The organism is Streptomyces sp. NPDC042002 (assembly GCF_055588305.1).
Window position 1 is genome coordinate 196,334 of record NZ_JBVJCT010000013.1, and the last position, 25,245, is coordinate 221,578.

Consider the following 25,245-nt stretch of genomic DNA (forward strand, 5'->3'; position numbering starts at 1 on the left):
GGCGAGCCCCCATGAGCAGACGCGTTCCCCACGGCCGAAGCGGATCACGGCGTATCGCTGCCCTGCTGTCCGCGATCGCGTGCGGCTCCGTTCTCGTCTCGTGCAGTTCGGACAACGGCGGCGGCAGCAGTACGGCCTCCATCACCCCCCGGCCGACGCCGCCGAACGCGTCCGACTTCACGGGGACGCCGCCGTCCGCCATCGCCTCGGCCGCCTCCTCGATCATCGAGTCCGCGACCGGGCGGGCGTCGTCGGCGGCCGCCTCCGTCTCGGCCAGGGCGTCGGAGTTCGCGGCCTCGGTCTCCGCCGACACCGCCCGCGCCGCCGCCACCGCCGAGAAGCAGCTCAAGAACGTCAAGGGCAGCGGCAACGCGACGTCCGACGTGAGCATGACCGGCCTGCCCACCTCGGAGACCGGCGGGCTGCGCGCCGTGGTCGTCACCATCACCAACAACTCCGGCAAGACGGCGTCGTACGCCGTACAGGTCGACTTCAAGAACCCCGACGGCAAGGTCGTGGAGACGGCGTTCGTCGGCAAGGAGAACCTCGAACCGGGCAAGAAGGCGCAGCCGGTCGTGATCAGCAGGCAGCCCGCGTCGCCCCAGCTGACCCCGGTCCTGGCCAAGGCCCAGCGGTACTGACGAGCCCCCGACGGGCGAGAGCGGCATCGGGCGCACGCCAGCGCGCTGACGGAGTGTCAGTCCTCCCGGACGAGGCGCACCGCCGTGCTGGACCAGTCGCCCGTCGGCAGGTCGAGGTCGAGCCCGTACTCGCCGAGCACCGTGGAGTGGTGCACGGCGCCGGTGCGGGCGTCGCGGTAGCGGCCCCCGGGGGTCAGACCGCGCGGCCGGACCGGCAGCCTCGGCGCGCCGTGGCGAAAGACGCGCCGGTAGGCGAGCAGCAGGGTCTCCGAGGCGTCCGCGGCGGTGTACTGCACCACGCAGACCGAGTCCTCGGCGGGCGGCGACAGGCGGTCCAGCCGGCCGTGCTGGACGAGATGGCGGACCTTCTTGTACGTGGCGACCAGGTCGGCCCCCTCCCGCAGTTCCTCCTCGGACCAGCGGGTGAGATCGCCTCCGATGCCGAGCGCCCCGGCCATCGCGACATGGAAGCGGAAGCGCAGTGGGACCGTACGGCCGGTGAGCTGGTTGGGTACGTCGGTCACCCAGGCGCCCATCGTGCGGGCGGGGTAGATCTGGCCGTAGCCCTGCTGGATCCCCATCCGGTCGGCGGCGTCGGTGTTGTCCGACGCCCACGCCTGGTCCGTGCGGGCCAGAACGCCCAGGTCGACCCGGCCGCCGCCACCGCTGCACGTCTCGATCCGCAGGGCCGGATGGTCCGCCCGCAGACGGTCGAGGACGTCGTAGAGATTGCGCACGTACACGGGGCCGAGGCGGTCGGCGCCGTCCTGCCGGTCGGGCCAGCCGGCCTCGCTGAACGCGCGGTTCATGTCCCACTTGAGGAAGTCGACGCCGTGGTCGCCGACCAGCCGGGTCAGCCAGCCGTGGGCCCAGTCGGCGACCTCGCGGCGGGCGAAGTTGAGGACCAGCTGGTTGCGCAGCTCGGAGCGGGGGCGGCCGGGGAAGCGCAGTACCCAGTCGGGGTGTTCGCGGTACAGGTCGCTGTCCGGGTTCACCATCTCGGGCTCCACCCAGAGGCCGAAGCGCATCCCGAGCCCGTGCACCGCGCGGACCAGCGGGGTCAGTCCGTCCGGGAAGCGGTCGGACGCCGGTGTCCAGTCGCCGAGGCCCGCCCGATCGCTGCGGCGCGCCCCGAACCAGCCGTCGTCCACGACGTAGAGCTCCGCCCCGAGCGCCGCCGCCCGCTCGGCGAGCGCCTTCTGCCCGACCTCGTCGACGTCGAAGCCGGTCGCCTCCCAGGAGTTGTAGAGCACCGGGGCGAACTCGTCGGCGTGGGGCAGGACATGGGCCAGGACGTACGCGTGCCAGGCGCGACTGGCCGCGCCGAAGCCGCCGTCGGTGCACAGCCCCGCGAACGGGGGAGTGGCGAACTGCTCCCCCGGCGCGAGCGGCACGGCCGTGCCGTCCTGGCCGGGGCCGCCGGTGAATCCGGCCCGCCCGTCGGGGGTGCGCTGCACGGTGACGCGCCAACTCCCGCTCCACGCGAGGGCGGCGCTCCACACCCGTCCGTGATCCTCTGTCGCCTCACCCGCGTCGAGCATCAGCCACGGGTTCGCGTGGTGGCTGGTGATCCCGCGACGGCTGGTCAACACGGTCTCGCCGTACGGCAGTCGGTCGCGGCGCAACTGGCTCTCGGCGGACCACTGGCCCGTGACATGGCTGAGCCGGTAGTCCCGCAGCGGCGGCAGGGTCCAGGCGGCGGAGTCGGCACGGAGCAGGGTGACGGGCTCGTCGCCGTCGTTGTGGACGACGGTCCAGCGCTCGATGACGTCCGTGTCCTCGTGCACCCGGTAGTGGAGCGCCACCCGCAACGGGTAGCGGCGGTCGCGGAACGACAGGGTCAGCTCGCCCTGGTCGGCATGGTGGCCGGTCGGCTGCCATTCGAAGGCGCGGGAGCCGTCCGTAAAGCGCACCCGCAGTGACGGCGGTCCGTAGCGCGTGCCGCCGTCGACGGGCAGCTCCTCCCCGACGGGCGGTCTGCCCTCGAAGCTGCTGGCCTCGGGCGCGGGTGGCACGGCGAGTTCCTCGGCCTCCGCGGGCGTCAGCCGTGGGCCCCACGCGACATGGCAGGGCGCTCCGGTCTCGTCGATCCGCAGCGCGTACGAGGTGCGCGGTGTGGACAGGAGCCAGACCCCGGCGTCCGGGGCGAAGGAGATCGGCGACATGGATCCTCGCGTTCGGGTGGTGCTCACGTACGAGACAAGGAAAAGCCAACCCTGACCTTGGATCGTGTGTCAATGGCTCCTTGCATTCCTGAATTCACAGGTCACAGATGCCTCATAGGGCATCCTCAAGGGAATCCTGTTTCTTTCATTGACAGCGGAAAATAAGGGCCATAGGTTCCGGCCATGCGCTCGGCCTCTCTCACCGAGGCGTTCCCGGCCCACACGCCGGCCGCTTCCCAGATCTTCACCACCGTGCTGTCCCACGGCCCGCTCACGCGGTCGGAGATAGCGGGGCGGACCCGGCTGTCGGCGGCGGCGGTCACCAAGGCGGTCCGGCCGCTGATCGAGGCCGGCTACCTCGTGGAGGACATCACCGAGGACGCACGGCAGCCCGTCCTCGGGCGGCCCGCCAACCCGGTGCGGGTCGACGGAGGGAGGGCCCTGTTCCTGGGGATCAAGGTGACGGGCGACGAGCTCATCGCCGTACTCACCGACCTGTGCTGCCGCATCCGGGTCGCCCGGCGCGTTCCGCTCACCTCCCGCGAACCCAAGGCGGTACTGACCTCCGTCGCGGGGCTCGTACAGGAACTGCTGACGGAGGCGGACGGCTTCGGGGTGCAGGTCCGAGGGCTCGGCATCGCCGTCTCGGGTGACGTGGACCGGGCGGCCGGGGTGGTGCGCTACTCGCCGTTCCTGGAGTGGCGCGACGTTCCCCTCGCCGAACTGGCCGCGACCACGACCGGACTGCCGGTCACCCTCGACAACGACGTTCGGGCGCTGACGGTGGCCGAGCAGTGGTTCGGTGCCGGGGTGGGACTGTCCGACTTCGCGCTGGTGACCGTCGGCGCGGGCATCGGCTGCGGTCTGGTGGTACACGGACAGGTGGTGGCGGGAGCGCACGGCGTGGCCGGTGAGATCGGGCACGTGGCGATCGACCCGGCCGGTCCCCGCTGCCACTGCGGCAACCGGGGCTGCGTCGAGGCGATCGCCTCGGACCCCGCGATCGTCGGCCGGATCCGGGAGGTCACCGGCGCGAACGTCGCCGACGTCACCGAGGCACTGGCCCTCGCCCACGCCGGCGACCCCGGCGCCCGGGAGGTGTACGCCCGGGCGGGAGCGGCGATCGGCCGGGGCATCGCGACCGTGGCCAACCTCCTCGGCCCCGAGCGCGTGATCATCTCCGGCGAGGGCCTGGCCGCCTACGACCTGTTCGCCGAGCAGATCCGTGACGCGTTCGCCGCGGCCGCCTTCGGCTCGGCCGCGGACTGCGACGTACAGACCCGGCCGCTGCCCTTCGAGGAGTGGGCGCGCGGGGCGGCGGCCACCGCGATCCAGTCCTTCATCACCTCGGACGCGCGCTGAAGAGCGCCACGCCCTTAGGGGCGGGCGCGCGCCCAACGGCACACGCACCGACCAGCACGTACTGAAGAACAGCCAGAACAGCCATGCACCTCGGCTCGGGCAAGGGCTGAGCCGCCCCAACCCTGAACCCACAGGAGGCACGACCCATGCGGTCACCCTCGTATTCCGTCCTGCCCGCACGCACCCTGAGAACCATGGTGGTGTTCGCCCTCACGGCAGGCCTCGCGGCGACCGTCCCGGCGGCACAGGCCAAGACCCCAGTGCCGCGCGAGACCCCCGCCACCACCCCCGTCGCGGCCAAGCCGTACATGGGCTGGTCGAGTTGGAGCATGCAGTCGTCGAAGTACCCGGGCCTCAACCCGGACGGCGACTACAGCTACCTCACCGAGGCGAACGTCCTGAAGCAGACGGACGCCCTCGCCGCCAAGCTGAAGAACTACGGCTACGACCATGTCAACATCGACGCCGGCTGGTGGATGGACAAGTCCTGGAAGACGGGCTTCGACCAGTACGGACGCCAGAGGCCCGACCCGGTCCGCTTCCCCCACGGCATGAATTCGGTCGCCGACCACATCCACTCCAAGGGCCTCAAGGCCGGCATCTACCTGCCCGTCGGCCTGGAGAAGGGGGCGTACGGCGACGGCGGGACGCCGATCTGGAACGCCACCGGCTGCACCACCGCCGACGTCGTCTACCCGGACCTGCGTACCACCAACGGCTGGGACAACGCCTACAAGCTGAACTTCGACAACCCCTGCGCGCAGAAGTACATCGACTCGCAGGCGCGGCAGTTCGCCGACTGGGGCTACGACTTCCTCAAGCTGGACGGCGTGGGCCCGGGCTCCTTCAAGTCCGGTGACAACTACGACAACGTCCCCGACGTCGCCGCCTGGCAGAAGGCCATCTCCGCCACCGGGCGCCCGATCCACCTCGAACTCTCCTGGTCGCTCGACATCGGCCACGCCGCCGACTGGAAGAAGTACTCCAACGGCTGGCGCATCGACACCGACGTCGAGTGCTACTGCAACACCCTCGTCACCTGGGAGAACTCGGTCGACGACCGGTGGGACGACGCCCCCGCGTGGAGCCGCAAGGCGGGCCCGGGCGGCTGGAACGACCTGGACAGCCTCGACGTCGGCAACGCCGAGATGGACGGCCTCACCAAGGCCGAGCGACAGAGCTACATGACCCTGTGGGCCATCAACAAGTCGCCGCTGTTCACCGGTGACGACCTCACCAAACTGGACAGCTACGGCGTCTCCCTGCTGACCGACAAGGAAGTCATCGCCGTCGACCAGAACGACTCGCCCGTCGCGCGTCCGGTCACCACCGTCGGTGACCAGCAGGTCTGGGGCACCGAGAACGCCGACGGCAGCCACACCGTCGCCCTGTTCAACCTCGCCGACTCCCCGGCGTCCGTCACCGCCCAGTGGGCCTCCCTCGGATTCACCGGCAACGCCTCCGTGCGCGACCTGTGGAACAAGGCGGACCTCGGCACCTACAAGAACAAGATCACCGAGGCGCTGCCCGCACACGGCTCGCGGCTGTTCACCGTCAAGCCCGGCGGCAGCACGCCGACCACCACGGGTTACGAGGCCGAGTCCGCCGCCAACACCCTGTCGGGCAACGCTTCGGTCGCCGGCTGCGACGCCTGTTCCGGCGGCAAGAAGGTCGGCAACCTCTACACCGGCGGCAAGCTGCGGTTCAACGACGTCACGGTGGAGAAGGACGGCATCTACACCGTCCAGGTCGCCTACGTCAGCGGCGACCCCCGCTCGGTGACCGTCTCCTCCAACAGCGGCAACGGCACCAGCGAGAAGTTCCCCTCCACGGGCGACTGGAACACGGCCGAGACGGTCAGCGTCCAGCTGGCGCTGAAGGCGGGCTCCAACACGATCACCTTCGACAGTGGCAGCGGATACGCCCCCGACATCGACAAGATCGTCGTTCCGCGGTCGGTCTGAGCTACGTAGTCGGTTCCGGTTCAGCAGTCCGCCCGACCCGCTTCCCGCGGGGCCCGGTGACACCACCCGGGCCCCGCGGGGACCCGCACCACGCCGACGGTCCGCAGCCGTCGTTCCCGCACGAGCAGCTCCCGGATATGGAGTGCACAACCGTGGACGTTCAGCACACCGCAGCACGCGACAACACCCCCAGCCGCAGAGGCTTCCTCGCCCTCGCCGCCGCGGCCGGCGCGGCCACCGCACTGGGCGGTCCGCCCGCCTTCACCGCCTCGGCCGCCCCCCTGCGCCCCACCGCATCGCCCATGCTGTCCGCGGCCGACGCCGCGAAGAACCAGCTGTGGTGGCAGGCTCCCGGCTCCGCCACGTCGATGATCGAGCAGGGGCTGCCGATCGGGAACGGGCGCCTCGGTGCGCTCGCGAGCAACGACCCCGCCGGCGAACTCCTGATGATCACCGACGCCACCCTGTGGACCGGAGGTCTCAACGACAGGCTGCAGAGCGACGGTCAGTTCCCGTACGGCCGCGACGACTTCGGCTCCCTGACGATGCTGGCCGAGCTCACCGTCGTCCTCCCCGACCACGACCTGGGCAACGTCAACAACTACCGTCGCTCCCTCGACCTGGCCCAGGGTCTGATCAGCACCTCGTACGACATCTCAGGCGTCACCTATCGGCGGCAGATCTTCGCCAGCCGACCCGACGACGCCATCGTCCTGTACTTCTCCCAGCAGGGCGGCGGCTTCTACACCGGTGCCGTCTCCCTCGCGGGCACCCACGGCGAGTCCACCACCGCCAACAGCGCGGGCCGCTACGCGTCGTTCGGCGCCTCCTTGGCCAACGGCCTGAAGTACGGCGCCGCCGTCACCGCGTACAGCGGCACGGGCAAGGTCCGCGCCGACGGTACGTCGATCGTTTTCAATGGCTGCAAGGACCTCACCGTCGTCGTCAGCGGCGGCACCGACTACGTGCCCGACGCGGCGACGAAGTTCCGCGATCCGTCCCTGGCCCCGGAGCGCCTCGCCAGGACCAAGGTCCTGAACGCGGCCGGTCAATCGGCGAGCACGCTGCTGCACACCCATGTCGCCGACTTCCGGGCCGTGTTCGGACAACTGGACATCAACCTCGGTACGTCCTCCGCCGCACAGCGCGAACTGGACACCTCGGAGCGGCTGCGGGCACGCCACCGGGACGACATCCCCGACCCGGAACTCGAGGCCGCCTACCTGCAGTTCGGCCGCTACCTCATGATCTCCGGATCCCGGGGCAGCCTGCCGATGGGCCTCCAGGGCCCCTGGCTGGACGGCAACGACCCGGACTGGATGGCCGACTACCACACCGACGTCAACCTCCAGATGAACTACTGGATGGCCGACCGGGCGGGACTGTCCGACTGCTTCGACGACTTCACCGACTACTGCCTCGTCCAGCTGCCCGAGTGGACGGAGGTCACCCAGCGGCTGTTCAACGACTCCAGCAACCGGTACCGCAACTCCAGCGGAAGGATCGCCGGCTGGACCGTGGCGATCTCCACCAACCCCTATGGCGGGGGCGGCTGGTGGTGGCACCCGGCCGGCAACGCCTGGATCTGCCAGAGCCTGTTCGAGCATTATGAGTACACGCAGGACCGCGCCTACCTGAAGAAGATCTACCCCCTCCTCAAGGGCGCCGTACAGTTCTGGGAGGCCCGCCTCATCACCACGACCGTCACCGACGCGTCCGGGACCGAGCGCGAGGTACTGATCGCCGACAGCGACTGGTCGCCCGAGCAGGGCCCTCTCGACGCCAAGGGCATCACGTACGCCCAGGAACTGGTGTGGAACCTCTTCGGCAACTACCGCACCGCTACCGAGGCGCTCGGGAAGGACGCCGCCTACCGCAGGACCGTCGACGGTCTGCGGGGGCGCCTGTACCTGCCCGTGGTCAGCCCCAGGACCGGCTGGCTGGAGGAGTGGATGTCACCCGACAACCTCGGCGAGACCACCCACCGGCACCTCTCCCCGCTCATCGGCCTCTTCCCCGGCGACCGGATCCGGCCGGACGGCTCCACGCCGAAGGACATCCTCGACGGTGCGACCGCCCTGCTCACCGCGCGCGGGATGAACAGCTTCGGCTGGGCCAACGCCTGGCGCAGCCTGTGCTGGGCGCGGCTGAAGAACGCGGAGAACGCCTACCGGCTGGTCGTCAACAACCTGAAGCCGTCGGTCAACGGCAGCAACGGCAGTGCGATGAACCTCTTCGACATGTACGAGGTGGAGAGGGGCCGCGGCATCTTCCAGATCGAGGCGAACTTCGGCACCCCCGCGGCGATCGTCGAGATGCTGGTCTACTCACGGCCCGGACACGTCGAGCTGCTGCCCGCCCTGCCCGCCGCCTGGGCGGCGTCCGGCTCGGTGTCCGGCGTGGGCGTCCGCGGCGGCTTCGTCGCCGACCTCAGCTGGAAGGAGGGCAAGGTGACCCGGGCCACGCTGAGGAGCGTCGGCGGACGCGAGACGACCGTCGTCGCGGGCGGTGCCTCGCACAAGATCAGCCTCGATCCCGGCGAATCCGTCACCCTGCGGGGCCTCGGATGAGCGGCGCCAGGGTGCGCCGCCGCGCCGTGGGCGTCGTATCGGCGCTGCTCCTCGCGGTCTGCGGACCCCTGACCGCCTCGGCGGCGGCGCGTCCGGGCGTCTCGTCGGACACGCCGGTGACGCCCGTCGCCGTGTCGCGGGCGATGCACTCCGTGGTCACCTGGGGCGCCAGTGCCGACCGGCAGGGCGCGGGACCCGCCGACCGCAGCTACCGGCTGGTCGTGCGTACCAGCGTCGGCGGCACGAACATGCGGATCCGGCTGTCCAACGCCTTCGGCGAGCACCCGGTGACCTTCGCGAGCGCGTACGCCGGGCTGCGGAAGCAGGGTGCGGAACTGGTCCACGGCTCCAACCGGCGGCTGTCGTTCGGCGGGGCCGCGTCCGTCACCGTCCCGGCCGGCGAGACCGTGTTCAGCGATCCGCTGCCCGGAAAGCTGGCCGCCGAGAGCGACTTGGTCGTCAGCCTGTACGTGACCGGTGTCCAGGGACCGACGACCGGCCACGGCATGGCCATGCGGACCAACTACGCGACCGCGGGCGACCACGCGGCCGAGGAGGGCGCTGCCAACTGGACCGATCCGATGGGCTCCTGGTACTGGCTGGACGCGGTCGACGTGGAGACGTCCGCGGCGGTCGGCTCGGTGGTGGCCCTCGGCGACTCCATCACCGACGGATGGGCCTCGACCACGGACGAGAACCGCCGCTGGCCCGACTATCTGTCCCGGCGGCTCCAGGCCGCGTCCGGGCTCACCGTGAAGGGAGTGGCGAACGAGGGGATCTCGGGCAACAAGGTGCTCGCGGACGGCGCCGGGCAGGCCGCCCTGAACAGACTCCAGCGTGACGTCCTCTCCCAGCCCGGGGTCCGCACGGTCTTCCTCTTCGAAGGCATCAACGACATCAAGGCCCATTCCGGCATCACGGTGGACGACATGATCGCCGGCTATCGGCAGATCATCGACCGGGCCCACGCGGCGGGCAAATGTGTCGTCGGCGCGACCGTCATGCCGTTCAAGGGCTGGTCCGAGTACGACGCCGCCTCCGAGGCCGTGCGCCAGGGCGTCAACGACTGGATCAGGAACAGCGGCGCGCTCGACGCCGTGACGGATTTCGACAGGATCACGCGCAATCCGTACGACCCGCGGCTGATCCTGCCGTTCTTCGACGGCGGCGATCACCTGCACCCCAACGACAAGGGGATGCAGGCGATGGCCGACGCGGTGGACCTCAGGAGCCTGGCGTCCTGCTGACGTCAGGCTCCGCGCGGGGCGGTCAGGGGTACGAGACCACGGTGGACGGCACCGTCGAGGTGCCCGACGTGGGTGCGCCGGTCTCGTTGACGACGTGCTCGTACTGACCCTGGCCACCCAGCGAGACGACCAGCAGATCGTGGAACTTCACGCCCGGCTTGTTCGGCGCCGCGAAGCCGTTGTGCTGGACGATCGTCGGGTCGACGTTGTAGTAGCAGTAGCTTCCGAGGCCCCAGCCCTCATGGGTGGTCACGGAGTCGGCGACCTTGTAGGCCGCGTACCCCTTGACGCTCCCGTTCTGGATCGCGGCCTGGTTCGGCGCGTCGTACGCCTTCTCGTTCTGGAAGAAGATCGTGCGGCCCCGCTGGCCGTACCACTGCACGTCGTACTTGTTGAAGTGCTCGACGAAGAGCCCCGTGGCCAGTACGTCGTCGCCGTTGACGCGGATGCCGTAGTCGGCCCGGTTGGTCTCCCAGCCGACGCCCGTGCCGTGGTCGGCCCGCCAGACCCAGGTGTGGTCGACGATCGTGTGCCGGCTGTTGACGACCATGCTGGTCGTCGCCTTGCCGGCGCCCGCCCCGCCGATGCGGACGAAGACGTCCTGCACGGTCGTCGGGTTGGCCGAGTGGTCCGCCGAGGCCCCGGCAGGACCGACCTCCAGGAGGGTCGCGGAGTTGACGGGCCCGGCGTCGACCAGGAAGCCGGCGAGCCGGACCCCGTCGACGTCGGCCGTCCTGAGCACGGTGACGCCGTTGTCCGGGACCAGCGTGGCGTAGCCGAGACCGAGGACCACCGTGCCCGCGCGGTTCACCTGGATCGGCTGGTCGAGGTGGTAGATCCCCGGTGTCAGCAGCAGGTGGAGACCTTGCGTGAGCGCGGCGTTCAGGGTAGCGGCGGTGACACCGGGCTTGGCCACGTAGAACTGGCTGAGCGGCAGCGACGAGCCGCGCGGGGTGCCGTTGCCCCAGGTGACGCCGCGCGCGTTGGTGCGCTTCTCCGGCAGGAACACCCGGTACTCGCTGCCGTTGAGGTACAGGAACGGCTTCTCGCGCGAGACCGGTGTGGTGTCGAGCGTCGTGTACGGCGGGTTCGGGAAGGACTGCGCGGGCGCGCCCTGGACGCCCGAGAACACCATGTTCCAGACGGCGTTGACCCAGCCGCCCACCGAGCTGTCGCGGGTGTACCACTGCTGCTGCGAGTACGGACCGACCGAGCCGTCGATCCGGCTGTCGGCGATGTAGCCGCCACTGGCCCAGCCGTAGCCGTTCGGGGCGAGGTTGAGACCGCCCTTGATGTGCATACGACGGAACGGGGCGGCCTGGGCGACGGCCCACCGGTTGGTGCCGCTGACCGGAGTGAGGGCGAGGTTCTCCGCCGAACGCCAGAAGTTCTGGGTGGCGTTGCCGTTGAACCAGCCGGCGTCGACGGTCACGTCCCCGTTGATCGTCGTGTCGTCCGGTGACAGGCCGAGGCCCGCGATCGAGGTGTAGAAGCCGAGTTGCGCGTTGAGGCCGCTGTACGTACCCGGCTTGAACAGGAACGCGTAGCGGCCCGTGCCGAACTGCGCCGACTCCTGCTGGTGGAAGACCTGGTCGAGCTTGGCCTGGATGCCCGGCGTCGAAGGGTCGAAGACGATGACGTTCGGGCCGAGATCACCGCCGCCGGGAAGGGCCGACGGCTGCTGGGCGGGCACGGCGGGAACAGCGGCCGAGGCGGACGCCGGTGAGGACAGTGCGAGCAGTCCGGGCGCCGCCGCGCCGGCCGCCATCGCACCGAGGACGGTGCGCCGCGCGACGGTGGAACGGCCGGGCTCCGGGACGTCTGTGGGGGTTCGAGACATGGGGGGCGACTCTCCTGGTTCAGGAAGTGAACGATGGGAGGTACGGGGGAGCGCTCTCTCGCCGATGCATGCTTCATCCAGGTGAACGACACGTCAAGACTTGTGACCGGAGTCCCCGATGTTGTTGCCCGGCCGACAGGCAACTCGGCCTGCATTTCGGATGGTTCATAGCTCTTTGTGCCCAAAGGGAGATCGGTGAGGGCCCGGGGATTGTGTTCAAGAGGTGCGCGCATGATTCGCCGCCGTGATCCTTAGTCAACTCCCTTGACACTCTCGCGCAACCGCCACAACACTCCTCAGCGGGAGAGCGCTCTCCCGTTTCCCTCGGCACATGTGATGGACCGTCACGCGGGCGGCCCCAGCGGCACTGTGCTCACCGCCGCTCCCGGCCGCCCGACCCCCACCGTCCCCATCGACGTGGCAGGAGGTCTCCATGGCACGGAGATCGAAGATCGTCTCAGGATTACTGATGTCCAGCGCGCTGGTGCTGACGTCGCTCGGTCTGGCCGGAGTCGCGATGAGCGCCGACCCCGTGTCCGGTCCGGCGTCGTCCGTGGCAGGTTCGACGACCGTCCACGCGGCTCACGCGATGGCCGCCTCGACGCTCTCCTCGCCCGAGGACCCGGACGGCGACGGCTACATCCCGGCGAACCCGCAGGTGACCGGGGTCGTCCCGTCCAAGGCGGATCCGACGCACCGCTACTTCCACGAGTTCCAGGCGAACTGCTCGGTGACCCGCACCAGGCCGGACGACCCGATCGTCTACCCCGGCCAGCCGGGCAAGTCCCACGACCACACCTTCCTGGGCAACACCACGACCGAAGCGGCCAGCACCACCGCCTCGCTCGACGCCGGTTCGACGAGCTGCAAGGCCCCCGGCGACAAGTCGGCCTACTGGATGCCGACCCTGCTCAAGGGCAACACGCCCGTCCTGCCGGTGGGTCCGCAGGTCATCTACTACAAGGCGGGCGTCACCGACTACACCAGTGTGCGGCCCTTCCCGAAGGGCCTGCGGTTCGTCGTCGGCAGCCCGACGCAGTCCGCGGCCGACTTCCGCGGCCACCCCGGGTTCGTCGAGGGATGGGAGTGCGGCAACAGCTACTTCAACGTGGACTTTCCTCAGCAGTGCCCGAACACCGCCGACGTCCAGCTCAACATCCGTTTCCAGGCCCCCAGTTGCTGGGACGGCAAGTACCTGGACACACCCGACCACAAGAGTCACATGGCGTATCCGGTGGTCAACCCCGGCACCAACAACAACATCTGCCCGGACGACCACCCGGTCGCCCTGCCGATGATCGAGTTCAAGATGGCCTTCCCGGTCAACGGTGACATGTCGCAGGTCAGGCTCTCGAGCGGCGCGGGCTACTCCTTCCACTACGACTTCTTCAACGTGTGGGACCCGCCGACGCTCAAGGCGCTCGTCGACCACTGCGTCGTCGGCGGACTCCAGTGCGACGCCCGCGGCTACGACCAGACGCACCCCGAAGCGGGCGCGGCACTCGACGAGAACTACCGGCTTCCCTGACGCGGACGCGTCCCGCCGGTCCGGCCCACACCCCGGACCGGCGGGACGACTCCCCCCACTTCACCCGCACTCCACCGGTTTCCCCCACCTCACCCGTACTCCACTTCACCCGCATCCCCTCACCCGTACACCGGACGGACACTCATGACCGGATCCCGTACCACCCGCCGCCGTATCGCGGCACCCCTCACCGCGGGCCTGCTCGCCGCGGGAGCGCTCGCCCTGCCGTCCCAGCCCGCCCAGGCGGCCGGCGGCGTCGTCAAGGTCACCGGCTCGCAGGGCAACTGGCAACTGACCGTCGACGGAAGCCCGTACCAGGTCAAGGGGCTCACCTGGGGACCCGCAGTCGCCGACGCCGGGCGCTATATGCCCGACCTGAAGTCGATGGGCGTCAACACCGTCCGCACCTGGGGCACCGACGCCTCCAGCAAACCCCTCTTCGACGCGGCGGCGGCCCAGGGCATCAGAGTGATCGCCGGCTTCTGGCTGCAGCCCGGCGGCGGTCCCGGCAGCGGCGGCTGCGTGAACTACCTGACGGACACCGCCTACAAGAACCAGGTGCTCACCGAGTTCCCGCAATGGGCCGCCACCTACAAGGACAACCCCGGTGTCCTGATGTGGAATGTCGGGAACGAGTCCGTGCTCGGACTCCAGAACTGTTACAGCGGCGACGAGTTGGAGCGCCAGCGCGACGCCTACACCACGCTCGTCAACGACATCACCAAGAAGATCCACGCCGTCGACCCCAACCACCCGGTCACCTCGACCGACGCGTGGACAGGCGCCTGGCCCTACTACAAGAAGAACGCCCCCGACCTCGACCTCTACGCGGTCAACGCCTACAACGCCATCTGTGACGTCAAGTCGGCCTGGGAGCAAGGTGGTTACACCAAGCCCTACATCGTCACCGAAACCGGTCCCGCGGGCGAGTGGGAGGTCCCGGACGACGCCAACGGCGTCCCCGCCGAACCCACCGACCGGGCGAAGGCCGACGGCTACACCCGGGCGTGGAACTGCGTCACCGGGCACAAGGGCGTCGCCCTCGGCGCGACGATGTTCCACTACGGGACCGAGTACGACTTCGGCGGCATCTGGTTCAACCTGCTGCCCGCGGGCGAGAAGCGGCTGTCGTACTACGCGGTGAAGAAGGCGTACGGCGCGGACACCTCCCGGGACAACACCCCGCCGGTCATCACCGACCTGGCCGTCGAGGGGGACGCGGGCAAGGTGCCCGCCGGACGCGACCTCACGCTCGCCGTCAAGGCCACGGACCCCAACGGCGATCCGATCACGTACGAGGTGCTGGACAACAGCATGTACGTCGACCAGAGCAAACAGCTGAACTCGCTGCCCTTCACCGACCTCGGCGGCGGCCGGCTCCGGGTGACCGCGCCGGACCGGCCCGGTGTCTGGAAGTTCTACGTCAAGGCCAAGGACGGCAAGGGCAACGTCGGTGTCGAGACCCGCTCCGTGCGGGTGGTGCCGCCCATCCCGAGCGGCACGAACGTCGCCCTCGGCAAGCCGGCCACCGCCTCCTCGTACCAGACGGGCGGCGGCGACTGCCCCTGCACCGCGGCGGGCGCCGTCGACGGCAACCTCAACACCCGCTGGGCCAGCGACTGGAGCGACCCCCAGTGGCTGCGGGTCGACCTCGGCACCCGCACCTCGTTCCGCCATGTGCAACTGGTCTGGGAGACCTCGTACGCCAAGGCCTACACCCTGCAGACCTCGGACGACGGGCAGAACTGGACCACCGTCCGCACGGTCACCGACGGCAACGGCGGCGTCGACGACCTCGACGTGTCCGGCACCGGCCGCTATGTACGGGTCAACGGCTCGGCCCGAGGAACCGGATGGGGTTACTCGCTGTACGAGTTCGGGGTCTACAACTGAATCGCGACATCGAGGGAGAGCGCTCTCCCAGGAATGAGGCCGGACAGGTGCGGAGCATGGACGACGAGGCGGAGCGCGAGCGGCTCCTCGGTAAACTCACGCTCCGCGAGAAGGTCCGGCTGCTGACCGGCGCGACCACCTGGCGCACCCGGGCCGAACCGGCCCTGGGACTGCGGGAGATGGTCCTGTCGGACGGTCCCGCCGGAGTACGCGGGCAGTCCTGGGACGAGCGCGATCCCGCCCTGCTGCTGCCCTCGGCGTCCGCCGTCGGCGCCCTGTGGGACGAGGAGTTGGTGGAGCGTCTCGGCGGCCTGCTCGCCGCCGAGGCGCGCCGCAAGGGCGTCGACGTGGTCCTCGCGCCCACCCTCAACCTCCACCGGACGCCGTTGGGCGGGCGGCACTTCGAGTGCTTCTCCGAGGATCCCGAGCTGACCGGCCGCACCGGCGCCGCGCTCGTCCGGGGCATCCAGGCACACGGCGTGGCCGCCACCGCCAAGCACTACGTGGCCAACGACTCCGAGACCGACCGCCTGACCGTCGACGTGCGGGTCTCCGAGCGGGTCCTGCGGGAGGTGTATCTGGCACCGTTCGAGGCGGCCGTCGAGGCCGGCGTCCGGGTCGTCATGGCCGGGTACAACGGCGTCAACGGCACCACGATGACCGCCAGTCCGCTGCTCACGGACCCCCTGAAGCGGGAATGGGGCTTCGACGGCGTGGTGGTCTCCGACTGGGGCGCCGTGCGCGCGGGCGACCCGGCCGCGCGCGCCGGCCTCGACCTCGCGATGCCGGGGCCGGAGAGCGCATGGGGGCAGGCGTTGGTACGCGCCGTGGAAGCGGGGCGTGTTCCGCGGGCGGCCGTCGACGACAAGGTGCGGCGGCTGCTCGGGCTCGCCGCGTCGTGCGGCGCCCTCGGCGAGCCGACGTCCGCGCCGGAGGCGGCGTCGCCGGTGCGGTTGTCGGAACCGTCGGAGCCGGCGTACGGGCCGCAACCCCCGGTGCCGGTGTCCGCGTTGGAGGCGCCGTCGTCACCTGAGCCGGCGTCGTCGTCGGTAGCGGCGGAGCCGTCGTTCGCGCCGGAACCGTCGGTGCTCGCGTCCGCGCTGGAGGTGTCGTCGTCACGCGGGCCGGTATCGGTGTCGGCGTCGTCACCGGATCCGTCGGAGCAATCGTTCGGCCCGGAGCGGCCGGAGCGGCCGGAGTCGCCGGGGGCCGTCCCGCCCGTCATCAGTCGCCGCGCCGCGCACGCGCTGCTGCGCCGCGCCGTCGCCGCGAGCGCCGTCCTGCTGCACAATCGCGATGTCCTCCCGCTCGACCCGGGCCGGTTGCGCAGCCTCGCCGTGATCGGAGCGCACGCGGCCCTGCCGCGCACCCAGGGCGGCGGCAGCGCGGGGGTCTTCCCCGAGCGGGTCGTCACACCGCTGGACGGCATCAGGGCGGCGCTCGGCGACGACGTGCGTCTCGTGCACGCACCCGGCCCCTCGACCGACGCCCCTCCGGCACCCCTGACCCCGGACCTGTGCACCGATCCGCTCACGGGCAGGCCCGGGGTCCGCCTGCGCCTGCTGGACGCGGCGGGGCTGGTGTTGCACTCCGAACACCGGCGTAGCGGACGCCAGTTGGAGCCACCACTCGAACCCGGCGCGCACACAGTCGAGATCAGTGCCCTCCTGCTTCCGGGAACCTCGGGGGCGTGGACGCTCGGAGTCGGCGGGTTCGGCCGCCTGAGTATCGCGGTCGACGAACACGTCTTCCTGGATGGGGAGTTCGGCAAGGAGACCGACGATCCGGCGGTCGTCCATGTGAACCCGCCCGTCCACTGCGTGCGGGTGCCGCTCACGGCCGGACGCCCGGCGCACGTCGTGGCCCGCCGTGAACTGGCCCCGGATACCGGCCGGGCCACCGTCGTCACCGCGGCCCCACCGCGCCCCGACGACGCGGCGGCCCTGGCCGACGCGACGGGGGCGGCCCGCGACGCGGACGCGGCGATCGTGGTCGTCGGCACCACCGAACACGGCGAGTCGGAGGGCTACGACCGGACGGACCTCGGGCTCGGCGGACGCCAGGACGAGCTGGTCCGGGCGGTGACCGCCGTCAACCCGCGCACGGTCGTCGTCGTCAACAGCGGCGGACCGGTCGAACTGCCCTGGCGCGCGCGGGCCGGTGCCGTGCTGCTGACCTGGTTCCCCGGACAGGAGGGCGGCGCGGGCCTGGCCGACGTGCTGTTCGGCCGCGCCGAACCCGGCGGCCGGCTGCCGACGACCTGGGCGGCGGCCCTCGCCGACGCGCCCGTCACCCGCACCCGGCCCGATCGCGGACGCCTCGACTACGCGGAGGGCCTGCACATCGGCTACCGAGCCTGGGCGCGCCACGACCGTGAACCGGCCTACTGGTTCGGCCACGGCCTCGGCTTCACGACCTGGGCGTACGAGGGGCTGGTCGTCCCCGAGGACATCGTGGCCGGAGAGTCGTTCACCGCGCGGGTCGAGGTGCGCAACACCGGCCCGCGCCGCGGACGCGAGGTCGTCCAGGTCTATCTCGCCGGGCCTCCCGGACCTCTGGACCGTCCGGCACGATGGTTCGCCGGATACACCGCGGTGAGCGCCCGACCGGGCGAGCGGGCCACGGCGTTGGTGCGGATACCGGCCCGCGCGCTGCGTCACTGGGCACAGGACGAGCACACGTGGCGCACACGACCCGGCCCCTACCGCGTGCTCGCCGGCCGCTCCGCGGGCGCTCTGCCGCTGACGGCCACCGTGCTGGTCCGGGCCCCCGAATGAGCGCTGGGGCGGCCGGGGAGAGCGCTCTATCCCGAGGCGGTGCCGTGCGGTTAGGGTGCCGCCATGAGCAGACAGGCTCCCACGCTGGAGGATGTCGCGCGGGTGGCCGGAGTCTCTCGCGCGACCGTGTCCCGGGTCGTCAACGGTGTCCGCAATGTCGACCCAGGGATTCAGGAAGTGGTGCGTCAGGCCATCGAGCGGACCGGATACGCGCCCAACCGGGCCGCCAGATCGCTGGTGACCCGGCGCAGCCAGACCGTGGCGCTGATCGTCTCCGGCGCGGGCGACACCTCGGGGGAGGAACAGAACGCCTTCGCCGCAAGGGTGTTCGCGGACCCCTTCTTCGGACGGGTCGTCAGCGGCGTGGTGGGGTACCTGCGTCCACGCTCGATGCATCCGCTCCTGATGTTCGCCGAGTCCGCGGAGACCAGGAGCCAGGTGCTGAGCGACCTGAGGCAGGGCAGCGCGGACGGCGCGCTCGTCGTCTCCACCCACGCCGACGACCCGCTGCCCGCGCTGCTCGCCGACGCCGGTCTGCCCGCCGTCCTCTTCGCCCGGCCCTCCCGCCCCGTGCGGCTGAGCTACGTCGATCTCGCCCACCGTGAGGGGGCGCGACTGGCGGCCGAGCACCTGCTGAACCGGGGGTGCCGGCGGATCGTCACCGTCACCGGGCCGCTCGGAGTGGCCGCGAGCCAGGACCGGCTCGCCGGGTTCCGCGACACGATGGCCCGCGGAGGGCATCCGTACGTCCCCGTGGCCGAGGGCGGATTCACCCTGGACAGCGGCATGGCCGCGATGTCCCGGCTGCTCTCCGAACACCCCGACGTGGACGGGGTGTTCGCCGCCAACGACCTGATGGCCCAGGGAGTGTGCCAGATGCTGCGGGAGCATGGCAGACAGGTGCCGGACGATGTCGCCGTCGTCGGCTTCGACGACTCCAGCGTGGCGGTGACATGCCGGCCCCCGCTGACCACCGTGCGGCAGCCGGTGGAGGCGATGGCCGCGGCGATGGCCGCGCTCCTCGACGAGCACATCCGGGGCGTACGCACCGAACCCACGTCGTTGATCTTCGACCCGGAACTCGTGGTCCGCGCTTCGGCGTAGCCGGGTGCCGCCCGTTCGGCGTGCCCTCCTGCGGCCGGCCGTGTCCCGGAGCCTCGCCGCCGGCCGTGGCGCGCGCCGGGTGGCGCCCCGCACCACGCGCCCTCCGGTCCCCGGGTTCGCCGGTGCCGGTGGCGGACACTGGACCGGTCAGGATGGACCAGTACCCGGCCGGACAGGCGGGCCGGCGACGGAAGGCAGGCGCATGACCCACCCGATCACCGTGGGCGTGGACGGATCACCCGAGAGCCGGGCGGCGCTGGCCTGGGCGGGCCGCGAAGCCGTCCGCCGGGGTGTGCCCCTGCGGGTGGTGTACGCCTGGCACTGGCCGCCGCACGACATGGTCGGCGGTGGTGACCGGAAGGACCAGGCACGCTGGGCGCGCCGCATGATCGAGGACGCGGCCCGCACGGTCACCGACCGGCACGGCGACCTGTCGGTCACGGTCGACGTGATCGACTCCGTCGGAGGCGAGGTGGTCGAAGAGCTGCTGGGCGTCGCGGCCGAGACCGGGACACTGGTCCTCGGGTCGCGCGGATACGGCGCGTTCGTCGGCTTCCTGCTCGGCTCCGTCGGACAGCGGGTGATCTCCGAGGCGCCCTGCCCGGTCGTGCTGGTGCGCTCGGAGGACCGCCCCGAAGCGGAAGCGGGCGGCCGGGAGATCGTCGTGGGCCAGCAGGGCGGTCCGGAGGACGGCGCGGCCGGTCTCCGTTTCGCGTTCGAGACCGCGGCGGCCCGTGGCGCGGCGGTGCGGGCCGTACGGGCCTGGAGCCTGCCGCCGGTGTTCGCCTACAGCCCCGGCTCGCTGAAGATGCTGGACGAGGCCGGCGGCCTGGAGCCGTACGAGAGGAAGGCGCTGGCCGAGGCGCTCCAGCCGTGGCGCGAACGCTTCCCCGAGGTGCCCGTCACCCAGCACATCGAGATGGGCAGCGCCGGCCAGGTACTGCTGTCACTCTCCGACCGGGCCCAGCTGATGGTCGTCGGGCGGCGGGCCGACCGCTCCGCGGTGGGCGCGCGGATCGGTTCGGTGGCCCACGCGGTGATGCACCACGCGCCGTGCCCGGTGGCGGTGGTCCCGCACTCCTGAAGGCCCGTCGGAGCGCGGCCGACTCGCCGCCGGGCGCTTTCAAGTCTCAAGGAAACACTGGGAGTCGAGGCCAGGTGTGAGCGGTGCCGGCGCGGTCGCAGGCGCCCGGCACCGGTTCACCACGCCCTGACGCGAGGTGACCCGGGCCGGACGTGGCGGTCACGTGTTGTCGGCGCGGGACATCCGCAGGGCGAGATCCTGGAGCAGATCGGCCGTCTGGACGTCGGTCCGGCCGGAGTCGTGGAGGTCGGCGAGTTCGGAGAAGAGGAACGCGAAGGCGCCCACCAACGAGATGGCGGCGGGCAGATAGGCGTCCGCCACCGCCTGCCCGGCCTCGGCGGGGCCGGCGTCGCCGGGCACCTCGACGCGCGGGAACACCTCGGTGACGAGCGCGCCCAGGTTGTTCTCGGCCGACTCGACCCCGTCCTCCTCGTCCTGGGCGATCCTGCGCACCATGGCGTTGGTCTCGGTGAGCACGCCGATGGCGCGCAGGATGATCTCCGTCTGTTCCATGCCGTGAGCCTAAACGGGCGAAGCCCCGCTGTGACGGGGATCTTGGTCTCGGGATGGTAGACAGTGCCCATGAACGACATCTCCCGCGCCCACCGGGCCGACGCGCGATGACCGCGGGCATCGACACCCCCGACCGCCGCGGCCGCACCGGACTCGATCAAGCGGGCCGTGACCTGACCGGCAACCCACGGGTCAAGATCCGCGACGTACAACTCCTGTCCTGCCACTGGTACGTGGAGCGCACCACCACCTTCGACCTCCAGCTCGCCGACGGAACCTGGAGCACCCAGGAGCGCGAGACCCACGACCGCGGCAACGGAGCCACCCTCCTGCTGTACGACACCGAGCGGGAAACCGTGCTGCTGACCAGGCAGTTCCGGTATCCCGTGTATGTCAACGGGCATCCGGACGGCATGCTGGTCGAGACACCGGGCGGCCTGCTCGACGAGGCGGACGAGCACCCCGAGGTCGCGGTACGGCGTGAGGTCATCGAGGAGACCGGGCACACCGTCGGCGCGGTCGAGCACGTCTTCGACGTCTACATGAGTCCGGGTTCGGTCACCGAGCGGGTGAGCTTCTACGCCGCCTCCTACGGCCCGTCCACCCATACCCATGAGGGCGGCGGACTCGACGAGGAGGGCGAGGACATCGAAATGGTCGAACTGCCCTTCCGTGACGCCCTGGCGATGGTCCGCACCGGGGAGATCGCCGACGCCAAGACCATCATGCTGTTGCAGTGGGCCGCTCTGGAGGGCCCGTTCAAGAAGGCCTGACCCGGAGAGCACTTCAGGTTCCGGACTCCCGTTCGGGCCCGGGCACTTCGGGCCCGAACGGGAGGGACTACGGGCGTTCGACACCGCGGGGTGCCCGGCGGGTGGTGAGCAGCAGGGCGATGTCGTCGGGGCGCTCAGTGGCCTGCCGGGCCTCCGCGGTGAGCAGATCGGCGGCTCGGGACAGGGACGGTCCGCCCGATCTGAGATGCTGCGGGGGGCCCGCCTCGGCCAGGGTCGCGCGAAGTGCCTCGACCCCCTCGTCGATGTCCGTGCCGGGCCGCTCGACCAGGCCGTCCGTGTAGAGGGCCAGCACGGCCTCCGGTTCCAGCATCAGATCCGTCACGGGGTAGTCGGCCCGCGGGTCGACGCCGAGCACCACACCGCCGGGCAGGTCCAGGACCTCGGTGCGGCCGTCGGGATGGCGCAGCAGCGGCTGCGGATGCCCGGCCCGCGCGGCCTGCGCGACCCCGGTCAGCGGGTCCACCCGGACATAGCAGCAACTCGCGAACTGGCCAGGGTCGAGGTCGATGAGCAGCCGGTTGGTGCCGCTCATCACCTCGTCCGGAGGATGGTCCCCGAGGGCGAACGCCCGCACCGCGCTGCGGAGTTGACCCATGGTGGCGGCGGCCTGGACACCGTGTCCCTGTACGTCTCCGATGACGAGGGCGAGCCCGTCGCCGGCCTCGACGACGTCGTACCAGTCGCCGCCCACGTCCATGCCGACGGTGCCGGGCAGATAGCGGCCCGCCGTCTGCACCAGAGGGTGCGCCGACAGCCGGTGCGGCAGCAGGGCCTCCTGGAGCCCGCGGGCGAGCGCGGACTCGTTGTCGTAGCGCCGAGCCCGTTCCAGGGACTGCGCGATCAGACCGGCGAGCGCGGTGAGGACCGTACGCTCCTCGGTGCTGAAGGTGCGGGGCCGGTCGAACCCGAGGATGCAGGAGCCGACCGGACGCCCGGAGGCGATCAGCGGAAGGAAGGCACGGGCCCCGACCGTGGCGTCCAGGTCGATGCCCGGATAGGCGGCGGCCAGCTGTTGCATCGACTCGAAGAAGAGCGGCCGGCCGCTGGTGAGCGTCTCGACCCCGGGCAGTTTGGCGTCGAGGCCCACGCCGTCGAAGGGGGCGAGGAAGCCCTGCGGGAAGCCGGTCTCCCAGGCCAGGTAGAGCCGGCGGTCCTGGAGCAGATAGATGGCGAGGCGGCGGCTGCCGAACGCGGGCAGCAGCTCGCGCATCACCACTTCGGACACCTGCCGTGCGGTCACGGCCTCGGTCAGCGCGATCGCGAGGACGATGGGCCGGTACTGAGGTGCCGTGCCCGTGACGCCGTTGTCGGGTTCCTCCAGGTCGGCCCGTACGGCCTGCGTCGCCTCCGCTTCGAACGGGGCGTTCCCGGTGGCGTCCGCGGCCCGCCCCAGCGGCATGATCTTGCAGGTCACACCGCGGGGCCCCGGATAGACGGAGAAACTCAGCCAGGTTCCCGCCGTGTTTCCCGGAGACGTCTCGGTGCCGCTCCCCAGCGGGCTCCGGGCCCGGAAGTGCACCGGGTCGGGCGAGAGCAGCGCGCTGCGCAGATGATCCTCGTACGCGGGCTGGTTCATCCAGGGCACCACGTCCCACAGCAGCCGCCCCAGCAGCTCGCTCCGCGGCCGGCCGAGCAGGCCGGCGGCGCGTGGATTGGCGTAGGTGATCAGCCCGAGCCGGTCGATCGCGAAGACGCCCTCCGGGAGCTGGTCGGCGGCTCCGTCCGCCGCCGCTCCCGGCCCCGGGTCGACGAGCGCGCCGCTGACCCGGTACGGCGGGACGCCGGCTCCTCCCGCGGTCCACAGCTCGAGGAGCCGCAGACCGCCGCTGCCGGTGCGTACGGGCATCGGATGGGGCGGCGGACGGCCGGCGGCCGTCTCGCGCAGGGCGGCCAGCAACAGCCGGGGGTCGTCGTGGGCCAGCGCGTCCGCGAAGGCCTCCGGCGTCCCCGCGAAGTCGTTCTGAGGGATCCCGAGGAGCGCCCACAGGGCGTCGTCGGCGACCAGCGTGCTGCCGCCGGGATCCCAGGTGAAGCCCCCGACGCAGCGGGTGGACGGGCCGTCGGCGGGCGGGCGCGTTCCCAGCGGCTCGCCGTCCCACAGGACCGGGGACCCGTCCTTGTCCAGCAGCGCCAGGGCGGCTCCGAGCTCGTCCGCCACCGCCGTCATCCGGTCGCGGTCCGGCAGGACCTCGGTGGCGTCCGAGGCCGACGGGCGCAGCACCGTGAGGACGCCGTACGGGGTGGAGTCGCCGACGACCGGCACGTAGAGCGAACCGAACTGGAACGGCAGACCGGCCGCGAGCTGCGGATAGCGGCGCATCGTCTCCGCGGGATCGGCGAGCAGTACCTCCACGCCGAGCCGATGGGCGTCCGCGACCGGAAACGGCCGGTCCACGTGCATCCGCCACCAGGGGCGGAAGAGCGGGCTCGGAAGCCCCGCGAGCACGGCGAGACGCAGCAGACCGGGCGTGCCGGAGCGCAGATACACACCTCCCGCGAAGCCGCGGGCGGCCCGGATCGCGTCCGTCACCGCGTCACTGAGCAGGACGGCCAGGCTGTCCAGCGCCTGGCCCTCGCGCTCGGCGCTCCCTGTCATCGGTCTGCCCTCGTCCGCCCGCCGCCAAGGGGGTAACACAGCAAGAATGCGCCTCTCAGGTCGCTGACCGCACCTCGACGTCCTCCGCGGCACCAGGACGTGAGGCCATTCTTCCCGGCCGCGCCCGGATCTGCCGAGCGTGAACATACCGGGTCGGGAGTGGTTCGGGAGCTGTCCGGAGGCGAGTGATTCAGGAAGCCGGTCCGCGCACCAGCGTCTCGTCGGCGACGGCCACCACGGCCTCGGCCAGCGCGCCGAGCGCGGGGAAGTCGAGCTTCCACTGCTGCCAGAACAGCGGAACGTCGACACCCCGGCCCGGTACGAGGTGGACCAGCCTTCCGGCGCGCAGCAGCGGTTCGGCCTGGACCTCGGGCACCATGCCCCAGCCCATTCCGGCCACGACGGCATCGACGAAGCCCTCCGAGGTGGGCACGAAGTGGCGCAGGGCGCTCGCTCCCGGACCGGCGCTCGCTCCCGGACCGCCCGTGAGCGCGCGGACGAAGTCGTCCTGGAAGTCGTCGTTGCGGTCGAAGGCCACCACGGGGGCCGAGCCGATCACCTCGCGCAGCGGGGTACCGGCCGCGGTGCCGAGCCACCGTTCGGCGAAGCCGGGACTCGCCACCGGGAGATAGCGCATCCGCCCGAGGGCGCGGACGGAGCATCCGGCCACGGGGTCGGGCGACGAGGTCACCGCCGCCATCACCGTTCCCTCGCGCAGCAGGGCGGCGGTGTGGTCCTCGTCCTCGCGGCGCAGTTCGAAGCAGAGCCGGAGTTCCGCCGGTACTCGGGAGAGTGCCGGCAGGAACCAGGTCGCCAGTGAGTCGGCGTTCACCGCGATCGACAGCCGTGTGGGCCGGCCGGATCCGGACATGCCCAGTTCGGCGTGCGCGTCGCGCTCCAGCCGGGCGAGCCGGCGGGCGAATCGCACCACGATCTCGCCGGACTCGGTCGGCCGCACCGGCTTCGTCCGCGTCAGCAGGACCCGGCCGGTGCGCTGTTCGAGTGACTTGACCCGCTGGCTCACCGCCGAGGGCGTCACATGGAGCGCCGTGGCCGCCGCGTCGAAGGTGCCCTCGTCGACCACCGCGAGCAGCGTGCGCACCTGGTCGAGGGGAAGTCCCGTCATCACGAACGCTAATGATACGTAAGAATCTTTAGCTGTACTCC

General features: G+C 71.2%; 16 protein-coding genes. 11 read left to right on the top strand and 5 right to left on the bottom strand.

Annotated features, from left to right (window positions below; all coding sequences use genetic code 11):
• Positions 1 to 11 precede the first annotated feature (11 nt).
• On the top strand, positions 12 to 641 hold the full coding sequence (locus ACZ6KY_RS21290) for a hypothetical protein (protein WP_469311840.1): 630 nt from the start codon (positions 12 to 14) through the stop codon (positions 639 to 641).
• A 56-nt stretch (positions 642 to 697) separates the two neighbouring features.
• Here ACZ6KY_RS21290 and ACZ6KY_RS21295 read toward each other — a convergent pair whose 3' ends face one another.
• Positions 698 to 2,806: an alpha-galactosidase gene (locus tag ACZ6KY_RS21295; RefSeq protein ID WP_469311841.1), complete on the bottom strand. Its 2,109-nt coding sequence runs from the start codon at positions 2,804 to 2,806 to the stop codon at positions 698 to 700.
• Positions 2,807 to 2,989: 183 nt separating this feature from the next.
• Between ACZ6KY_RS21295 and ACZ6KY_RS21300 the strand changes: the two genes are divergently transcribed.
• The 4 genes from ACZ6KY_RS21300 to ACZ6KY_RS21315 all read left to right on the top strand — a co-directional run bounded on the left by ACZ6KY_RS21300 (position 2,990) and on the right by ACZ6KY_RS21315 (position 9,949).
• Positions 2,990 to 4,168, top strand: a complete 1,179-nt coding sequence (locus tag ACZ6KY_RS21300) for an ROK family protein (RefSeq protein ID WP_469311842.1) — start codon at positions 2,990 to 2,992, stop codon at positions 4,166 to 4,168.
• A 146-nt stretch (positions 4,169 to 4,314) separates the two neighbouring features.
• The gene (locus ACZ6KY_RS21305) at positions 4,315 to 6,132 is read left to right on the top strand and encodes an alpha-galactosidase D (RefSeq protein ID WP_469311843.1); all 1,818 of its coding nucleotides are present in this window, start codon (positions 4,315 to 4,317) and stop codon (positions 6,130 to 6,132) included.
• Between the two features lie 137 nt (positions 6,133 to 6,269).
• Positions 6,270 to 8,702, top strand: coding sequence for a glycosyl hydrolase family 95 catalytic domain-containing protein (locus ACZ6KY_RS21310; RefSeq protein WP_469311844.1), 2,433 nt, complete (start codon positions 6,270 to 6,272; stop codon positions 8,700 to 8,702).
• Positions 8,699 to 9,949, top strand: a complete 1,251-nt coding sequence (locus ACZ6KY_RS21315; RefSeq protein ID WP_469311845.1) for an SGNH/GDSL hydrolase family protein — start codon at positions 8,699 to 8,701, stop codon at positions 9,947 to 9,949. The genes ACZ6KY_RS21310 and ACZ6KY_RS21315 overlap by 4 nt, the downstream gene beginning before the upstream one ends.
• Positions 9,950 to 9,971: 22 nt before the next feature.
• On the opposite strand, the gene ACZ6KY_RS21320 is transcribed toward ACZ6KY_RS21315, so the two are convergent.
• Entirely contained in the window at positions 9,972 to 11,789 is a 1,818-nt protein-coding gene (locus ACZ6KY_RS21320; protein WP_469311846.1) for a coagulation factor 5/8 type domain-containing protein, read from the bottom strand.
• A gap of 433 nt (positions 11,790 to 12,222) precedes the next feature.
• On the opposite strand from ACZ6KY_RS21320, the gene ACZ6KY_RS21325 reads away from it, so the two are divergent.
• From ACZ6KY_RS21325 to ACZ6KY_RS21345, 5 genes are all read left to right on the top strand, one after another.
• On the top strand, positions 12,223 to 13,317 hold the full coding sequence (locus ACZ6KY_RS21325) for a DUF1996 domain-containing protein (RefSeq protein ID WP_469311847.1): 1,095 nt from the start codon (positions 12,223 to 12,225) through the stop codon (positions 13,315 to 13,317).
• A gap of 144 nt (positions 13,318 to 13,461) precedes the next feature.
• Positions 13,462 to 15,210 (top strand): discoidin domain-containing protein, encoded by a 1,749-nt coding sequence (locus ACZ6KY_RS21330; RefSeq protein ID WP_469311848.1) that lies wholly within the window; start codon positions 13,462 to 13,464, stop codon positions 15,208 to 15,210.
• 56 nt (positions 15,211 to 15,266) lie between these two features.
• Positions 15,267 to 17,987 carry a glycoside hydrolase family 3 C-terminal domain-containing protein gene (locus tag ACZ6KY_RS21335; protein ID WP_469311849.1) on the top strand — a complete coding sequence of 907 codons (2,721 nt, stop codon included), beginning with the start codon at positions 15,267 to 15,269 and terminating at the stop codon, positions 17,985 to 17,987.
• 63 nt (positions 17,988 to 18,050) lie between these two features.
• Positions 18,051 to 19,091 (top strand): LacI family DNA-binding transcriptional regulator, encoded by a 1,041-nt coding sequence (locus ACZ6KY_RS21340; protein ID WP_469311850.1) that lies wholly within the window; start codon positions 18,051 to 18,053, stop codon positions 19,089 to 19,091.
• Between the two features lie 202 nt (positions 19,092 to 19,293).
• On the top strand, positions 19,294 to 20,175 hold the full coding sequence (locus tag ACZ6KY_RS21345) for a universal stress protein (protein WP_469311851.1): 882 nt from the start codon (positions 19,294 to 19,296) through the stop codon (positions 20,173 to 20,175).
• A 159-nt stretch (positions 20,176 to 20,334) separates the two neighbouring features.
• Here ACZ6KY_RS21345 and ACZ6KY_RS21350 read toward each other — a convergent pair whose 3' ends face one another.
• Positions 20,335 to 20,688, bottom strand: coding sequence for a hypothetical protein (locus tag ACZ6KY_RS21350; protein ID WP_469311852.1), 354 nt, complete (start codon positions 20,686 to 20,688; stop codon positions 20,335 to 20,337).
• A gap of 107 nt (positions 20,689 to 20,795) precedes the next feature.
• Between ACZ6KY_RS21350 and ACZ6KY_RS21355 the strand changes: the two genes are divergently transcribed.
• Positions 20,796 to 21,461, top strand: coding sequence for an NUDIX domain-containing protein (locus ACZ6KY_RS21355; protein ID WP_469311853.1), 666 nt, complete (start codon positions 20,796 to 20,798; stop codon positions 21,459 to 21,461).
• A 67-nt stretch (positions 21,462 to 21,528) separates the two neighbouring features.
• Here ACZ6KY_RS21355 and ACZ6KY_RS21360 read toward each other — a convergent pair whose 3' ends face one another.
• Together ACZ6KY_RS21360 and ACZ6KY_RS21365 are read right to left on the bottom strand one after the other, a co-directional pair.
• Positions 21,529 to 24,078, bottom strand: a complete 2,550-nt coding sequence (locus tag ACZ6KY_RS21360) for a SpoIIE family protein phosphatase (RefSeq protein WP_469311854.1) — start codon at positions 24,076 to 24,078, stop codon at positions 21,529 to 21,531.
• Positions 24,079 to 24,268: 190 nt separating this feature from the next.
• Positions 24,269 to 25,207, bottom strand: a complete 939-nt coding sequence (locus ACZ6KY_RS21365; RefSeq protein WP_469311855.1) for a LysR family transcriptional regulator ArgP — start codon at positions 25,205 to 25,207, stop codon at positions 24,269 to 24,271.
• Between the last annotated feature and the right edge of the window lie 38 nt (positions 25,208 to 25,245).

Bases quoted from the DNA above. Each gene is read 5' to 3' on its own strand.
- ACZ6KY_RS21345 (WP_469311851.1), top strand. From the start codon at position 19,294: ATGACCCACCCGATCACCGTGGGCGTGGACGGATCACCCGAGAGCCGG.
- ACZ6KY_RS21305 (WP_469311843.1), top strand. From the start codon at position 4,315: ATGCGGTCACCCTCGTATTCCGTCCTGCCCGCACGCACCCTGAGAACC.
- ACZ6KY_RS21310 (WP_469311844.1), top strand. From the start codon at position 6,270: ATGGAGTGCACAACCGTGGACGTTCAGCACACCGCAGCACGCGACAAC.
- ACZ6KY_RS21295 (WP_469311841.1), bottom strand. From the start codon at position 2,806: ATGTCGCCGATCTCCTTCGCCCCGGACGCCGGGGTCTGGCTCCTGTCC.
- ACZ6KY_RS21340 (WP_469311850.1), top strand. From the start codon at position 18,051: ATGAGCAGACAGGCTCCCACGCTGGAGGATGTCGCGCGGGTGGCCGGA.
- ACZ6KY_RS21360 (WP_469311854.1), bottom strand. From the start codon at position 24,078: ATGACAGGGAGCGCCGAGCGCGAGGGCCAGGCGCTGGACAGCCTGGCC.
- ACZ6KY_RS21335 (WP_469311849.1), top strand. From the start codon at position 15,267: ATGGACGACGAGGCGGAGCGCGAGCGGCTCCTCGGTAAACTCACGCTC.
- ACZ6KY_RS21350 (WP_469311852.1), bottom strand. From the start codon at position 20,688: ATGGAACAGACGGAGATCATCCTGCGCGCCATCGGCGTGCTCACCGAG.
- ACZ6KY_RS21325 (WP_469311847.1), top strand. From the start codon at position 12,223: ATGGCACGGAGATCGAAGATCGTCTCAGGATTACTGATGTCCAGCGCG.
- ACZ6KY_RS21355 (WP_469311853.1), top strand. From the start codon at position 20,796: ATGACCGCGGGCATCGACACCCCCGACCGCCGCGGCCGCACCGGACTC.
- ACZ6KY_RS21315 (WP_469311845.1), top strand. From the start codon at position 8,699: ATGAGCGGCGCCAGGGTGCGCCGCCGCGCCGTGGGCGTCGTATCGGCG.
- ACZ6KY_RS21330 (WP_469311848.1), top strand. From the start codon at position 13,462: ATGACCGGATCCCGTACCACCCGCCGCCGTATCGCGGCACCCCTCACC.
- ACZ6KY_RS21300 (WP_469311842.1), top strand. From the start codon at position 2,990: ATGCGCTCGGCCTCTCTCACCGAGGCGTTCCCGGCCCACACGCCGGCC.
- ACZ6KY_RS21290 (WP_469311840.1), top strand. From the start codon at position 12: ATGAGCAGACGCGTTCCCCACGGCCGAAGCGGATCACGGCGTATCGCT.
- ACZ6KY_RS21320 (WP_469311846.1), bottom strand. From the start codon at position 11,789: ATGTCTCGAACCCCCACAGACGTCCCGGAGCCCGGCCGTTCCACCGTC.